The organism is Cupriavidus sp. 2KB_3, assembly GCF_052115685.1.
Lineage (GTDB): Bacteria > Pseudomonadota > Gammaproteobacteria > Burkholderiales > Burkholderiaceae > Cupriavidus > Cupriavidus campinensis.
This window is the reverse complement of record NZ_JBFRHD010000011.1, coordinates 99,401-113,251: the sequence shown is the minus strand read 5'-3', so window position 1 is coordinate 113,251 and position 13,851 is coordinate 99,401. Positions and strand designations below refer to the sequence as shown.

General features: G+C 67.2%; 11 protein-coding genes. 3 read left to right on the top strand and 8 right to left on the bottom strand.

Features of this window, described 5'->3' with window-relative positions:
* Positions 1–19: 19 nt before the first annotated feature.
* The 3 genes from AB4120_RS13855 to AB4120_RS13845 form a co-directional block, all read right to left on the bottom strand.
* Entirely contained in the window at positions 20–1,624 is a 1,605-nt protein-coding gene (locus tag AB4120_RS13855; protein WP_149137704.1) for a DHA2 family efflux MFS transporter permease subunit, read from the bottom strand.
* The gene (locus AB4120_RS13850) at positions 1,624–2,730 is read right to left on the bottom strand and encodes an HlyD family secretion protein (RefSeq protein ID WP_149137703.1); all 1,107 of its coding nucleotides are present in this window, start codon (positions 2,728–2,730) and stop codon (positions 1,624–1,626) included. Before AB4120_RS13850 ends, AB4120_RS13855 begins: the two co-directional genes overlap by 1 nt.
* An 82-nt stretch (positions 2,731–2,812) precedes the next feature.
* Positions 2,813–3,301 carry a winged helix-turn-helix transcriptional regulator gene (locus tag AB4120_RS13845; RefSeq protein WP_149137702.1) on the bottom strand — a complete coding sequence of 163 codons (489 nt, stop codon included), beginning with the start codon at positions 3,299–3,301 and terminating at the stop codon, positions 2,813–2,815.
* A gap of 119 nt (positions 3,302–3,420) precedes the next feature.
* On the opposite strand from AB4120_RS13845, the gene AB4120_RS13840 reads away from it, so the two are divergent.
* A complete protein-coding gene (locus AB4120_RS13840) occupies positions 3,421–4,893 on the top strand; it encodes an efflux transporter outer membrane subunit (RefSeq protein WP_441642391.1) in 1,473 nt (490 codons plus the stop codon).
* A 22-nt stretch (positions 4,894–4,915) separates the two neighbouring features.
* On the opposite strand, the gene AB4120_RS13835 is transcribed toward AB4120_RS13840, so the two are convergent.
* The 5 genes from AB4120_RS13835 to AB4120_RS13815 form a co-directional block, all read right to left on the bottom strand.
* Entirely contained in the window at positions 4,916–6,649 is a 1,734-nt protein-coding gene (locus AB4120_RS13835) for a SulP family inorganic anion transporter (protein ID WP_441642390.1), read from the bottom strand.
* Between the two features lie 151 nt (positions 6,650–6,800).
* Entirely contained in the window at positions 6,801–8,939 is a 2,139-nt protein-coding gene (locus AB4120_RS13830) for a TonB-dependent receptor family protein (protein ID WP_441642389.1), read from the bottom strand.
* 157 nt (positions 8,940–9,096) lie between these two features.
* Entirely contained in the window at positions 9,097–10,008 is a 912-nt protein-coding gene (locus AB4120_RS13825) for a bestrophin family protein (RefSeq protein WP_441642388.1), read from the bottom strand.
* Between the two features lies 1 nt (position 10,009).
* Positions 10,010–11,224 carry a cation:proton antiporter gene (locus AB4120_RS13820; RefSeq protein ID WP_149137698.1) on the bottom strand — a complete coding sequence of 405 codons (1,215 nt, stop codon included), beginning with the start codon at positions 11,222–11,224 and terminating at the stop codon, positions 10,010–10,012.
* A gap of 64 nt (positions 11,225–11,288) precedes the next feature.
* A complete protein-coding gene (locus AB4120_RS13815) occupies positions 11,289–11,726 on the bottom strand; it encodes a carboxymuconolactone decarboxylase family protein (RefSeq protein ID WP_149137697.1) in 438 nt (145 codons plus the stop codon).
* Between the two features lie 250 nt (positions 11,727–11,976).
* Between AB4120_RS13815 and AB4120_RS13810 the strand changes: the two genes are divergently transcribed.
* Together AB4120_RS13810 and AB4120_RS13805 are read left to right on the top strand one after the other, a co-directional pair.
* The gene (locus AB4120_RS13810) at positions 11,977–13,389 is read left to right on the top strand and encodes a PepSY-associated TM helix domain-containing protein (protein ID WP_441642387.1); all 1,413 of its coding nucleotides are present in this window, start codon (positions 11,977–11,979) and stop codon (positions 13,387–13,389) included.
* Positions 13,390–13,417: 28 nt separating this feature from the next.
* Positions 13,418–13,846, top strand: a complete 429-nt coding sequence (locus tag AB4120_RS13805) for a hypothetical protein (protein WP_441642386.1) — start codon at positions 13,418–13,420, stop codon at positions 13,844–13,846.
* Positions 13,847–13,851 lie beyond the last annotated feature (5 nt).

The window sequence follows — 13,851 nt, the reverse complement described above, 5'->3', positions numbered from 1 at the left end:
ATCGCGGGGCGATTCGACGTCAATGCGCATCCGCAGACGGTGCCTTCGGTGCTGCCACCTTGCGCATCAGCGGCACCATGGCCGTGGCAATGCCGAAGCAGACCAGAATCAACAGGTAGATGTCGCCAAAGGTCTGGGTCTGGGCCTCGCGCCAGGCCAGCCCCCACAGTTGCCGCAGCGCGGCGGTTTGTGCATCAAGGGCATCGTGGCCGGCTGCCATGAACCGCTCGCTGACGCTCTGCAGCAGGTTGCCCATGGCCTCGTTGCGGATATTCAGGTGCTCCGCCTCGCGCAGGAAGTGCATATTGCCGCGATCGTTGAGCACCGTGGCACACGCCGCGATGCCGATAGCGCCCCCCAGGTTGCGCATCAGATTGAACAGCCCCGATGCCAGCTTGAGCCGCTCCGGTGGCAGGCTGCCGAGCGTCAGCGTGACCGTAGGCGCCACCGCAAACTGTTGCGCCATGCCGCGCAGCGCCTGTGGCAGCAGCAGTTCTGCCGATCCCCAATCGTGCGTGATAGGTGCGAAGTACCACATCGAGATGCCGAACATCGCCAGGCCGAACATCATCAGCCAGCGCAGGTCCACCCGGTTGGCCAGGAAGGCATAGAGCGGGATCGACGCCATCTGGAACACGCCCGTGGAGAACACCGCCAGCCCGATATCGAGCGCGCTGAAGCCGCGCACGCGCCCCAGGAACAACGGCGTCAGGTAGATGGTGGCGAAGATGCCGATGCCGGTGACAAAGGAGAAAAAGCAGCCGAGCGCGAAGTTGCGCTCCTTGAGCGCGCGCAGGTCCACCACCGGATTGGCATGGGTCAGCGAGCGCCAGATGAAGGCGGCGCCCGCCAGACCGGAGATCCAGGCGGTGGCCAGGATCACATCGTCGCCGAACCAGTCCCAGCGCGGGCCCTCTTCCAGCGTGTATTCGAGGCAACCCAGGAACAACGCCATCAACCCCATGCCGAGGTAGTCCGCCCCGCGCACCAGCGACCAGTTGGGCCGGTCGACCTTGACCAGCAGCGGCACCGCCACGGTGACGAAGATGCCCGGCACCAGGTTGATGAAGAACAGCCAGTGCCACGAGAAATGGTCCGTGATCCAGCCGCCAACCGTCGGCCCCAGCGTCGGCGCGAGCGAGGCCAGCGCGCCGACCGTGGCGGCCGCGATCACCCGCTGCGGCCCGCTGAAGAATGCGAAGGCCGTGGTGAACACCATCGGGATCATCGAGCCGCCCAGGAAACCCTGCAGCGCGCGAAACGCGATCATGCTCTGGATGTCCCACGCCATGCCGCACAGCAGGCTGGTCACCGTGAAGCCTGCTGCGGAGGCGGCAAACAGCCAGCGCGTAGACATCACACGCGAGAGCCAGCCTGACAGCGGAATGACGATGATCTCGGCGATCAGGTAGCTGGTCTGCACCCAGACCGTCTCATCGGCCCCGGCGGAGAGCGCGCCGCCGATATCGCGCAACGATGCAGAGACGATCTGGATGTCCAGCAAGGCGATGAACATGCCCACGCACATCGTGCCGAAGGCAAGCACCTTGGCGGCGGTGGACATCTGGCCCGGAGGCGTGTCCGCCACGGCGCGCGACGAGCGGGTCAGGCTGGCGGCCGTCATCACTGCACCTGCTTCGGCGGCAGCGTATTGACTTGCGCGACGACGGAGAGGCCCGGGCGCAGCACGCCAAGCCGGGCATCCTGTTCATCCAGTCGAACCCGCACGGGCACGCGCTGGACGATCTTGGTGAAGTTGCCGGTGGCATTCTCTGGCGGCAACACGCTGAACTGCGCGCCGGTGGCAGGCGCCAGGCTTGCCACGTGGCCATGGAAGACACGGCCGGGCAGCACGTCGGCCTCGATCTCGACGGGCATGCCGGGGCGCATGTGCGCGAGTTGCCCTTCCTTGAAATTAGCATCCACCCACAGGCCGCCCGCCGGCACGATGGCCAGCAACTGGCTACCGGCGCCGGCAAAGGCGCCTACGCGGGCACGCCGGTTGCCCACGGTTCCGTCCACGGGCGCGCGCAACGCCGTATAGCTCAGGTTCAGCCTGGCGATGTCTCGCTCGGCAATTGCCTGCGCCAGCGCGGCCTGCGCCTGCTGCTTCTGTGTGCCGATCACGTCCAGCTGGCGCTGCGCGGCGAGCAGCGAGGCACGTGCGCGCTCGCCGTTGGCCTGCGCCTGCTTGTAGTCCGAGTCCGCCTTTTGCGAGCTTTGGATGGAGACGGCTGCCTTCGCCACGAGGCTGGCGTAGCGCAACTGATCGTCGCGGGCCCGTACGGTGTCGGCATTGGTCGACGCAATCCCGGCCTTGGCCTGCCCGATCACGGCCTCCTGGAGGCGCGCGGTTGCATCGAGGTTGGCGAGCAACGCCTGCTGGGCCGCCACGGCGCCCTCGGCCTTGGCCAGTGCGGCGCGGTAATCGCGGTCGTCAATGCGCACCAGCAGGTCACCGGCGCGGACGGACTGGTTGTCGGTCACCGCCACTTCCGCGATATATCCGCCCACCTTGGCGCCAATCACGGTGATATCGCCACCGACGTAGGCATCGTCGGTGCTTTCCACGAACCGGGCGGATGTCCACCAGTGGTAGCCGTAGCCCACCCCGGCCAGTCCGGCCGCCACCAACAGGCCAGTCGCCAGCAGCCGCTTGGCGCTGACCTTGGATTTTGACGCGGGAATGGAGTCGGCTCCGACCCGTTCAGTCAGCGTTTCGCTGCTCATGGCACTTCCTCTCTGCATGCGGGGATTGCCCGCTGCCTGCGCAGCGGTGTGGGTAAAGGGGGATCCAGTCAGGTGGGGCGACTCAGGCTTCGGCCGAGCGGTCCAGCCGCTGGCGCAGGCGCTCGGTGGCGGCCGGGCCGGGCACGACGTGGAAATCAGCGCCGGTAACTGGGCGCCCGCTGGCGGCATCCACCAGCACAGGCTCAACACGCTCGCCGGTCTGGCGGTCAGCCAGTTGCACGCTTTCACCTTCGGGCGCGAGATGCTTGTTGCCCCAGGCCAGCATCGCCAGCAGCACCTGGCGGAAATCACGGCCGCGCTCGGTCAGGATGTATTCGAAGCGCGGCGGGCGTTCGCAGTACTGGCGACGCTCCAGCATGCCCTCCTCCACCAGCGTGTTCAGGCGGCGGGTCAGCATGTTCGGGGCGATATCCAGGTTCTGCTGAAAGGCATCGAAGCGGGTGATGCCGTAGAACGCCTCGCGCATGATCAGCACGCTCCAGCTGTCAGCGACCCGGGCGACCGTGCGGGCGATGGGGCACGGCGTCTCGCCAAGCGGCTTTTTCTGCATTTCTGGACTCCTGGGAAATACGCGTTGCTATCAATTTGAAAGTTAGTCTAGACTAGTCACTATCATCATGCAAGTTAGTTGATGCAATGTTCCCTGGTTGCTGCCGAAAGGTGTCCTCAATGCCGCTTCATACCTCCCGCCCTACCCGCGCCGGTCTCGCGCGCCTTCTGTCCACGCTGATCGCCGCCGGTGTCGTCTCCACCCTGGCCGCCTGCGCCGCCGGCCCGGACTACCAAGCGCCTGCGGCGGATATGCCGGCGGCCTACCCGCATGCCGCCGCCCTGACCGCCCGCGAAGCCACCCAACCGGCGCCGTCACTGGATAGTTGGTGGCTCGGCTTCGACGATCCCGCGCTGACACGGGTCATCCAGCGCGCGCTGGAGCAGAACCTAGATCTGGCGGCTGCCATCGCCCGTGTGAATCAGGCCCGCGCCGCCGCGCGCCGGGCCGGCGCCGAGTTGCTGCCGCAGGGGTCGTTCTCTGCCGGCGTGGGCAAGCAGCGCCAGTCGCTGGAAGGTCCGCAAGGCCGGCTCGGCAGAAACCTGCCGGGCTATGACCGCAACCAGACGCTGTACAGCACGGGCGTGGGGGCAAGCTGGGAAATCGACGTGGCCGGTGGCCTGCGCCGGGGCGCCGAGGCGGCGAGTGCGGAAGCCCAGGCCGCCGAAGCCGAGCATCTGGGCGTGCGCGTGCTGGTGGTGGCGGAAGCCGCCGACGCCTACTTCCGCGTGCGCGGCGCGCAGCAACGCATCGCCATCGCCCAGGAGCAGGTGCGCACCAATGCCAGGCTGCTGGAACTGGTGCAACTGCGCCTGGCCGATGGCATTGGCGCCGAGCGCGAACGGGCCCAGGCGGAAGCGCAGCTCGCACAGACCCGCGTCACCCTCCCACCGCTGCAGATTGAACTGGAGACCCAGCTCAACCGCCTCGACGTGTTGATGGGCGCGCAACCCGGCACCTATGGGGCAGAACTGGCGGCGCCCAACGAGCGGATGACGGTGCCGCAGATCTCCGTGGCGCAGGGGCCGGCCAACCTGTTGCAACGTCGCCCGGACGTGATGGCGGCCGAGCGCCGCCTGGCGGCATCGAGCGCCCAGATCGGCGTCGCCACGGCGGAGTACTACCCCAAGGTGTCGATCTCCGCCCTGCTTGGTTTCGAGAGCCTGACCGCCAGCAAGCTGTTCACCGCGTCGGCATTCCAACCCGCCGCCATCGCGGGACTGCGCTGGAGACTGTTCGATTTCGGCCGGGTGGACGCCGAAGTCGCACAGGCCAAGGGCGCCAACGCCGAGGCCCTGGCGAACTATCGCAAATCCATGCTGCGCGCCACCGAGGACGTGGAGAACGCGATCATCGCGCTGACCCAGCTGGAGGTGCAGAGCCGGGAACTGGCGGTGGAAGTGGCGGCCCACGCTCGCTCGCGCGGCGCCGCAGAGGAAGCCTACAAGGGCGGCGCGGTCAGCCTGTTCGAAGTCCTCGAGGAAGACCGCCTGCTATTGGCAGCGCGTGACCAGCAGGCAAGCGTGCGCGCCGACAACGCCCGCGCAGCCGTGGCAACGTTCCGCGCGCTGGGCGGAGGGTGGATGGAGTGAGAACGGGGCGACACCAGCCGCGTCAGCCCACGCGTGCAGGGTCAGCCGGCGGATCGAGATAGTCATCCACCGCGCTGCCCACGGTGGGATGAAAGCGATCATGGCTGAAGACCTCGGTCAGCTCGAAGCGCTTGAGCTTGTCGCGGACGGGGTCCTTCATCTCGGCGAAATGCAGCGCGATGCCGTCCGCGCCCAGGGCCAGGCCCAGTTCGCGCAGCATGTCCGCCGAGGTGACATCGACACTGGTGACCGGCTCGGCGGCCACCACCACGCGGCGCACCGGGGTGGGCGAGTCCGCCACCGCCTCGGTGAGCCGTTGCTGGAACAGTTCGGCATTGGCGAAGAACAGCGGCGCGTCCCAGCGGAACAGCACCAGTCCGTCGATCCGTGCGGCGTTCGGATAGCGCTTCATGTCGTGATAGCCGCGCAGCCCGGGCACCCGACCCAGGACCGCGAAGTGCGGACGCCAGCCGTCCCACAGGAACTCGATCACGGCGACCACCACTGCCAGACAGATGCCGGGAATCGCCCCGAACACGGCCACGCCCGCGAAGCACAGCATCGACAGCCAGAACTCCCATTGCTGGATGCGAAAAATGCGCTGCAAGTCCCTGAATTCGAACAGGCCGATGGCCGCAGCGATGACCACAGCGGCCAGGGCGCTGGTGGGCAGGTAGCGCAGCAGGTTGGGGGCGAACATCAGCAGCGCCGCAACGGCGATGGCGCCGACCACGCCGGTCAGTTGCGTGCGCGCGCCGGCCGCCTCCGCAACCGGGGTGCGTGAGGCGCTGCTGCTGATCGGGAAGCCCTGGAAGAAGCCCGCCGCCAGATTGGCGGCGCCGAGCGCCACCATCTCCTGGTTCGGATCCACGCGCATGTGCGAGCGTGCCGCGAAAGTGCGCGACAGCACGCTGGTATCGGCAAACGCGATCAGCGCCACGGCGCCGCCGCCGAGCACGATCTTGACCAGATCGGCCTCGCTGAGCCAGGGCACCGCGAACGCCGGCAGGCCCTGCGGAATCTCGCCCAGGATTTTCACGCCGAGGGCATCCAGATGGAACACGCTGACCGCCAGCGTGGCCAGGATCACGGCGATCAGGATGCCGGGAACCCGGTCGAAACGCTTGAGCAGCAGTATGACGGTCAGGCTGGCCGCCCCCACTGCCAGGCTGTACGCGTGGGTCTGGCCATCGGCAATCGCCCGGCCCAGCTCCCACAACTCGCGCAGCGGACCGGCATCCTCGAGCTGGATGGCGAACAGCTTCGGCAACTGGCTGACCAGTACGGTCAACGCAATCCCATTCATATAGCCGTAGCGGATGGGCTTCGACAGCAGTTCTGTGATGAACCCCAGGCGCAGCAGCCCCAGCACGATGCAGAACAACCCGGAAACGATGGCCATCAGGCTGGCCGTGGCGATGGCGCGCGCGGGATCGCCGGCGGAAGCGGCGATGACGACGGCGAGGATCGGCGCCGCCAACGCGGAATCCGGCCCCAGCACCAGGATCCGGCTCGGACCGAACAGCGCATAGGCCAGCAGGGGGACGATGGTCGCGTACAGGCCGTACACGCCGGGCACGCCCGATGCCTCGGCATAGGCGATGCCCACCGGCACCAGCATCGTGGTCAGCACCAGTCCGGCAGCAAGATCCCTGGGAAGCCACGCAGGCTGATAGGCCACGAGGGTTACCAGTCCGGGCAACCAGCGCCGCCATAGGGAGGAAGGGGCGTCACGCGGGGCAGATGCGTTGGCCATGGAGGGGTGGGCAGGCACGCCGCATGCGGCGCGATGCTTCAGCATAGGCCGGAAGTCCGCAAAGGGAAATAGGTCCTAGGCCCACCGCGCGGCGTGCCCGCCGGGATGGGGCGCCGGAAAGTTTCCCCGCCCCCCCCCCCCCGTTGGCCGGTCAGAACCCGGCGCGCGCCTGAACGTAGACCATGCGCGGTGCGCCCACCAGACGGCCAGCATTGCTGTCCGTGGTACGGGTGTAGTAGCGCTTGTCGAACACGTTGTTCAGGCCGATGGTGATGTCGGTGCGCTTCATCTGCGGCACCTTGAACATCGCCTGGAGATTCCAGGTGCGGAAGCCCGGAATCCGCCCCACGCTGCCGTCCGCCGACTCGGCCACGGTGTTGGCCAGATCCGCGTACTGCGAGCTCTGGTGCGTGGTGGAGATATTGAACGTCCAGCTACGCCAGTCGTAGCGCGCGCCAATGGTGTCGGTATCGCGCGAGTAGAACGGCACGTCCAGCCCAGCCGTGGTGCCCGACTTCTGGATCGCGCGCGTGTAGGTGTAGTTGGCGTACAGGTTCAGGCCGCCGAGCAGGCTGGCACGGTCGAAGGTGTAGTCGATCGCCGATTCCACCCCGTCATGGTCGGTGGCGCCGATATTCTGGAACGTGGCCGGGAACAGGCCGGGCACCTGCTGGATCTGGTTGTCGAACTTGATCTTGAACGCGGTCAGCTCGGCGCGGATGCGGCTGTCGGTCCAGCGCGTGCCCAACTCGAAGGTGCGGGCGACTTCCGGCTGCAGCGGGTTGGAAGGCGTCTGAGAGTTGAGCTGGGTGTTCTGCACCGGGCCGAACGACGTGCTGTAGTCCGCAAACACGGTCCACGCATTGTTCACCAGGTACGAGACGTTCACCGACGGCAGCGCCTTGTTGTTGTTGCTCTCGAACTGCGTATTGGTGCCGCGCTGCTGGCGGTTGGTGTCGATGTGCTCGAAGCGCACACCCGGCACGAAGCGCCAGTTGCCGTAGGCGATGCGGTCGTCGATGTAGACGGCATGGGCATCGGTGGCATTGTCGAACGTGGTGGTCGGGCCCGACACGCCCGTCACCAGGCTCTGGTTGTAAGCGTTGTCGTCGCCGCGCTCGCGGATATAGCGGTAGCCGACGGTGATGTCATGCTGGGTCGGCCCCAGGGACACGCGCTGCGTGTAGCGCGGCTCGATCCCGAAGGTGGTGTAGTTGCGCGGCTGGTGGGCAATCTGGGTGGGGCTCTGCTGTAGCGTGCTCTGGCGATAGCTGTCGTTGAAGAACGTACGGATCTCGAACTCCTGGTTGGCGGAGATCGTGTTCACGTAGCCCAGGTCGAAGCCGGTGCGATTGCCGCTCCAGTAGTCGTTCGGTCGGGTGTTCTGGAACGGGTCGGCATTGTATTGCGCCACCGACAACCCGCCCGGCGTACGCGAGCGCACGTCGTAGTACGAGAACTTGCCATAAACCTGCTGCGATGGGGTGATGTCGTACGCGAACTTCAGCGCCACGTCGTTGACGTTGTCGTCGCTGCCCTTGCGCCATTCGCGGCCGGTCATGCCGGAGTACAGGAAGGCCAGGCCCAGGCCGCTTTCGAGCGTGGTGCCCACGAAGGCGTCGTACTGGGTGTTGCTGCCGCCGCCTTCCGTGTAGAGGTTCTGGCGGATCGAAGCGTCGCCGCTGATGCCCGGCCCGGCGGGAATCGGCTTGGTGGTGAAGTTGATGATGCCGCCCACGTTCTGCGGGCCGTAGCGCACCGCGCCGCCGCTGCGCACCACGTCGATGGTTTCGATATTACCGAGGCTCACCGGCGCGAAGGACAGCTGCGGTTGCCCATAGGGCGCCACCGCCATGGGGATGCCGTCGAGCAGCACGGTGGAACGCGGGGAGTACCGGCCGGCCAGGCCGCGCACGCCAATGTTGAGCGAGATCGCGCTGCCTGCGGTGCCCGAGTTATCGGTCGATTGCACACCGGGGATGCGACGCATGACATCGCTGATGCTGGACGCCCCGCTCTGCTCGATCTGCTTCTCGTCGACCACGGTGCGGGCGCCCGGGAAGGTCTTGACGCTGTTCTGCAGCCCGGTGCCGAGCCAGTTGCCGCTGACCTGAACCGTCTCCAGCATCCGCTCGTCGTTGCCGCTTTGTCCCGCTTGCCCGGTCTGGCCCTCGGCCTGCTGCGCGCGAGCCATGCCCGGCGTCAGACACAAGATGGACACCGCAAGCGCCGTGGCGCACAGCGCGATCTGGGGTGCGGCAGGCAGCTTGCCGCAACGGCTCGACTTCATGGCTTTGATCCCTTGTATCGACAACTTTACAAAGCCAATGAATGTAAATGATAACGGTTATCGGTACGAGCTTTCTGTTTAAGACCAGTGTGAAATTCGGGGACTTCCCAGGCAAAGTGTTGCCGCCGCACGAAAATGCCTTCGGCGCGGCAAGGCTTCAGGTCTGGATGAAATCCCGATGGGCCGGGGCAGCACTTTTGGGGGCTTCGCCGATCATCTCCAGCACCGTGGATTCGATCATGTACGACATGGCGGTCAGCGCCAGGTCATTGGGTTCCTCGCCGAACGGCTCTTCGATCTCGGCGCTGAGGGCCTCCAGCGCGAAGAACGTGTAGGCGATGAAGCACACGATCACCGGCGTCATCAGTCCTATCGAATCCAGCAGGCCGAACGGCAGCAGCATGCAGTACAGATAGATGCACCGATGGATGATGACCGAATAGGTGAACGGGATCGGCGTGCCGGCCAGCCGCTCGCAGCCGCCCAGTGCCGTGCTGAGCTGATTGAGCGACATCTCCATCGGCTGGGCCAGCGGCGGCGCCAGTTGGCCGGCGCGGAGCCGCTCGCCTACCCATTCGCCCGCCATCAGCAGGACGATGGCGGGTTTGAACCTGGCGGCCTTGAGGCGGGCCGCATCGGTCTGGTCGAGGAACGGCGCCATGTCGGGCCATGCGTCGCTGCCCCGCAACTGATGGCGTAGCGCGTGCACGAATGCGCAGAGCCGGTACGCCAGCTGGCGGGCGTCGCGCGGGTCAGCCCCCAGCGTCAGCGCCTGCCGCGTCAGCGAGCGCGCTTCATTGAGCACGCTGCCCCAGAGCGTGCGCCCCTCCCAGAATCGCGCGTAGCTGGTGCTGTTGCGAAAACCGAGAAAGATCGCCAGCGTCAGGCCGATCAGCGAGAACGGCACGAAGTTCAGCGATACCTTCCAGTCGCCAATCCTGCCGTGGAAGGTGGTGATCAGGGCGGCAAACAGCGTGATGGTGATGAGCTGCGGGGCGATCTTGGGCAGCACCGAGCCCCGCAGGACAAACAGCATCCGGAACCAGTGCAGCGGCGGGCGGGTAATCATGTCAGGGCGCCTCGCGCAGCCGCAGCGCCGCCAGCGCCAGCGGTTTCGCCACGACGGTCGTGGCGAGGGCCATCAGCAGCAGGCCCGAGAACGCCGCCGCGCCGATCAGGCGGTTCTCGAGCAGGATGGCCAGCACCACCACCTCCATCAGCCCCTTGGTCTGCGCCAGCGCGCCCAGCGTCCAGGCGTCGCGCCGCCCCAGGCCAGCCATCCGCGCCGGCAGCGCCGTGCCGGCCATCTTGCCCACCACGGCCACGACGGTGGCCACGGCAAATACCACCAGGGCGTCGCCGCCGGCTGTGGTCAGGTCCGTACGCAGGCCAGTCATCAGGAAGAAGAACGGCATCAGCACCACCACCGTGGTGGGCTCCAGTTGCCGGCCGATATCAGCCGCCGCGCCGCGCGGCAGTACCACGCCGGCCAGGAATCCGCCCAGGATGTAGTGCAAGCCGATCATCTCCGATGCGCAGGCCGACCCGAAGATCAGCACCACCACCGCCGCCAGCCGCGCATCCGTCCCACGCAGGCGCGGCAGCCCCGCCGCCAGCAGCGGCCGCACGATCAGGAACATGGCGGCTACGTATACGGCGCCAGTCAGCACCAGCCGCAGCGGCGCCTGGGCCGCCTGCCCGGTGCTGGCGAGGATGCATGAGAGCACGATCCAGATGGCGGCATCGCTGACCGCCGCGCAGGCCACCGCAAGCCGGCCGGCCGTGGAATCGCTCAAGCCCATTTCCCGCAGGATGGCGCCAAGCACCGGCAGCGCGGTCACGGCCATCGACACCCCCACGGCAATCGCGAATTGCCACAGCGTGGCGGCGTCGCCAAGCAGCCCGGGCCGGTAGTGGCCGAGACCCAACCCGGCGCCCACGCCCAGCGCAAACGGCACCAGCACGCAGCCCAGCGCGGCGCTGATCGCGATCTTGCGCAGGCCGCGCGCCTCGCCGCCGCCAATGTGCAGACCAGACAGGAAAGCGAACAGCACCACCGCCAGCCATTGCAGGCCGGTCAGCGCGGTCAGCCGGGTGGCGCCGAACAGCGCCTGCCAGCTATCCGGCCAGAAGGCCCCGAGCAGCGACGGCCCGAGCAGGATCCCGCCCACGATCTGCATGACCACGAGCGGCACAATGCCGCCCATGCGCAAGCCGCGCCACAGCAGCAGCGGTGTGCCGACGACCAGGCAGGCCTGGGCGAAGAAAATCGAGGTGGGATTCATGGTCTGAGCGAGGATTGGCGCGATGCAGCGGCGATGATACCTCGCCGGCATCGCGCCTCACCGCTCAGGCCGGCGTCTTGCGGAAGGCAATCGCAAAGCGATTCCAGGTGTTGATCGCCGAGATCAGCAGGGTCAGGTCGACCAGTTCGGCGTCCGAGAAATGGGGCCGCACGGCTTCCCAGACAGCGTCCGGCACGTGATCCTGCGAGACCAGCGTCACCGCTTCCGTCCAGGCCAGCGCGGCCTGCTCGCGCGCCGTGAAGAACGGGGTTTCGCGCCACACCTGCAGCGTGGCCAGACGGCGGTCGTCCTCGCCGCCTTTGCGCGCATCGGCGGTGTGCATGTCGATGCAGAAGGCACATCCATTGATCTGCGAGGCGCGCAGGCGTACCAGTTCCGTCAGCGACTTCTCCAGTTCGCTCTTGGCAATGCGGTCTTCCAGCCCGAGAACTGCCTTGATGGCGGCGGGACCGGCCTTGTAGAAGTCGAGACGTTGTTGCATGGCTTGCTCCAGTAGTCGATGTAATCGATGTAGTCGATGGCGGCGCCAGGATTGTCGCCGCCTTGGACCCAAGCTTAGGAGTCGGATTGGTATTTCCCAATTACCAATTTCCGGCATTTTGAGGTAACCACCTGGCGCGGCGGGGTCCTGTGACGGGAGTCGGCTCGATCACACGCTGCAGCGGCATTCGGTCGCAGCCGCAAACGCCACCCGGACGGTATCCTTGGCCCACATTTGTTTCGCACGCCCCATGCCCTCTATCGCTCCCCGGCCCGCCGCCACCGCCAACGCGGACGCCTCGTACCGCATGCTCTGGCGCTGGCATTTCTACGCCGGCCTGTTCGTCATGCCGTTCCTGATCGTGCTGGCCGTGACTGGCACCCTCTACTGCTTCCAGCCGCAGATCGAGCCCCTGCTCTACCCGCACGTGCTGAAGGTCGAGCCGTCCGGCGAGCGGCTATCTGCCCAGCGGCTGCTGGACCGCGCACGGGAGGCCGCGCCCGCCGGGGCAACGGTCACCAACTACACGCTCGATACCGATCCCCGGGCGAGCGCCGAATTCGTGTTCCGCCTGCCGGCGGGCGGCAGCGACAGCGTCTACCTGAACCCCTACTCCGGCGCCTACCTCGGCAGCCTGAGCGTGGAAGACCGGTTGATGAAGCAGGTGCGCATGCTCCACCGGGCCCTGCTCGTCGGCAAGCCCGGCGAGTTGCTGATGGAACTGGCCGCATGCTGGGTGCTGGTGATGATTGCCACGGGTCTGGCGATGTGGTGGCCGCGCCTGCGCCAGCGCGGCGCGCGCGCCTTCGTGCCCGGCCCCGCCACGGGAACACGCGGCGGGTGGAAGGAAATCCATCTCGCGCTCGGCGCATGGCTGGCGGTGGGCGCCTTGGCGTTCATCCTCTCCGGGTTGCCGTGGACGGGCTCGTGGGGCAAGCAGTTCAAGGCGCTCGCCACGGCCGCCAATCTCGGCCGCCCGGCCGATGGCCAGGGCGACATGCACGCGCATGCCGCGCCCCCGGCCAGCGGCGCCGATCACATGAAGCACCACCACACGATGGAATCGCTGCCGCTGGCGGACATGCCCTGGGCCGTCGGCCTGACCACCGTGCCCAGCGTCGCCCCGGCGAAGACCGCGCCGCTGTCGCTGGATCAGGTCGTCGCGGTGGTGGCCAACCAAGGCATCACCACCGGCTGCCAGGTGGTCTTCCCGAAGGCGCCCGGCGGCGTCTACACCGCCTCCTGCTTCCCTGCCGATCCGCGCGGCGAGCGCACGCTCCATATCGACCCCGCCAACGGGCGGGTCGTCAAGGATCTCCGCTTCGACGACTACGGCCCCGTGGCGCAGGCCATCTCCTACGGCACCTCCCTGCACATGGGCCGCTACTTCGGGCTGGCCAACCAGCTCATCTGCGCGGCGATTTCCCTGGGCTTGATGGCAATGGCTGTGACCGGCCTGGTGATGTGGATCCAGCGCAAGCCGGCGCGCAAGCTCGGGGCACCGAGCCATCCCGCCGCGTTGCCGCCGATGCGCGCCTGGGCCATCGGCCTGGGCCTGCTCGGCGCCGTGTTCCCGATGATGGGCGTCACGCTGCTCGCGGTCTGGCTGCTGGACCGCCGCATCGCCGGGGCGGGCGGTGTGCGGACTGCGCCGACGGTGTGACACGCCTTGCCGGGGGATTGGAGGTAAGATGGCCCCACTCCTCAGCCTTGCCTCCACCGTGGAAGACTTTCCTTACCTTGATTTCGACGCCTTGCAGCAACTGGCGCAGCGCACCGACCACGTCACCACCGACTGCACCTGCGCCGCCGACGCGCTACGCGGCTGGGCCAGCCTGCCAATTTCGTTTCCCGACGCACAACTGAAGAAGATCGGCACGCTGGTTGCCAGCGCCTATGAGGAAGCGACGTTCCAGGAGTACGACCCCGACAGCGTCGGCTTCTGGTCGCCCGAGGCCCCGGTGGCGCCGCTGTACTACCCGGCCAACCGTTGCGATGTCTGGGCCTGCACGGTCTGCGACCGCGCGTTCCTGCGCTATGTGGAAGGCGGCGGCTACTTTGTCGATCCCCGCATCCGCCGGCTCACGGGCCGCGTGCTGGTCGATGCCCGACTGGGTTGAATCGC

Coding starts and splice junctions, on each gene's coding strand:
- AB4120_RS13855 (WP_149137704.1), bottom strand. CDS start 1,624: ATGACGGCCGCCAGCCTGACCCGCTCGTCGCGCGCCGTGGCGGACACG.
- AB4120_RS13850 (WP_149137703.1), bottom strand. CDS start 2,730: ATGAGCAGCGAAACGCTGACTGAACGGGTCGGAGCCGACTCCATTCCC.
- AB4120_RS13845 (WP_149137702.1), bottom strand. CDS start 3,301: ATGCAGAAAAAGCCGCTTGGCGAGACGCCGTGCCCCATCGCCCGCACG.
- AB4120_RS13840 (WP_441642391.1), top strand. CDS start 3,421: ATGCCGCTTCATACCTCCCGCCCTACCCGCGCCGGTCTCGCGCGCCTT.
- AB4120_RS13835 (WP_441642390.1), bottom strand. CDS start 6,649: ATGGCCAACGCATCTGCCCCGCGTGACGCCCCTTCCTCCCTATGGCGG.
- AB4120_RS13830 (WP_441642389.1), bottom strand. CDS start 8,939: ATGAAGTCGAGCCGTTGCGGCAAGCTGCCTGCCGCACCCCAGATCGCG.
- AB4120_RS13825 (WP_441642388.1), bottom strand. CDS start 10,008: ATGATTACCCGCCCGCCGCTGCACTGGTTCCGGATGCTGTTTGTCCTG.
- AB4120_RS13820 (WP_149137698.1), bottom strand. CDS start 11,224: ATGAATCCCACCTCGATTTTCTTCGCCCAGGCCTGCCTGGTCGTCGGC.
- AB4120_RS13815 (WP_149137697.1), bottom strand. CDS start 11,726: ATGCAACAACGTCTCGACTTCTACAAGGCCGGTCCCGCCGCCATCAAG.
- AB4120_RS13810 (WP_441642387.1), top strand. CDS start 11,977: ATGCCCTCTATCGCTCCCCGGCCCGCCGCCACCGCCAACGCGGACGCC.
- AB4120_RS13805 (WP_441642386.1), top strand. CDS start 13,418: ATGGCCCCACTCCTCAGCCTTGCCTCCACCGTGGAAGACTTTCCTTAC.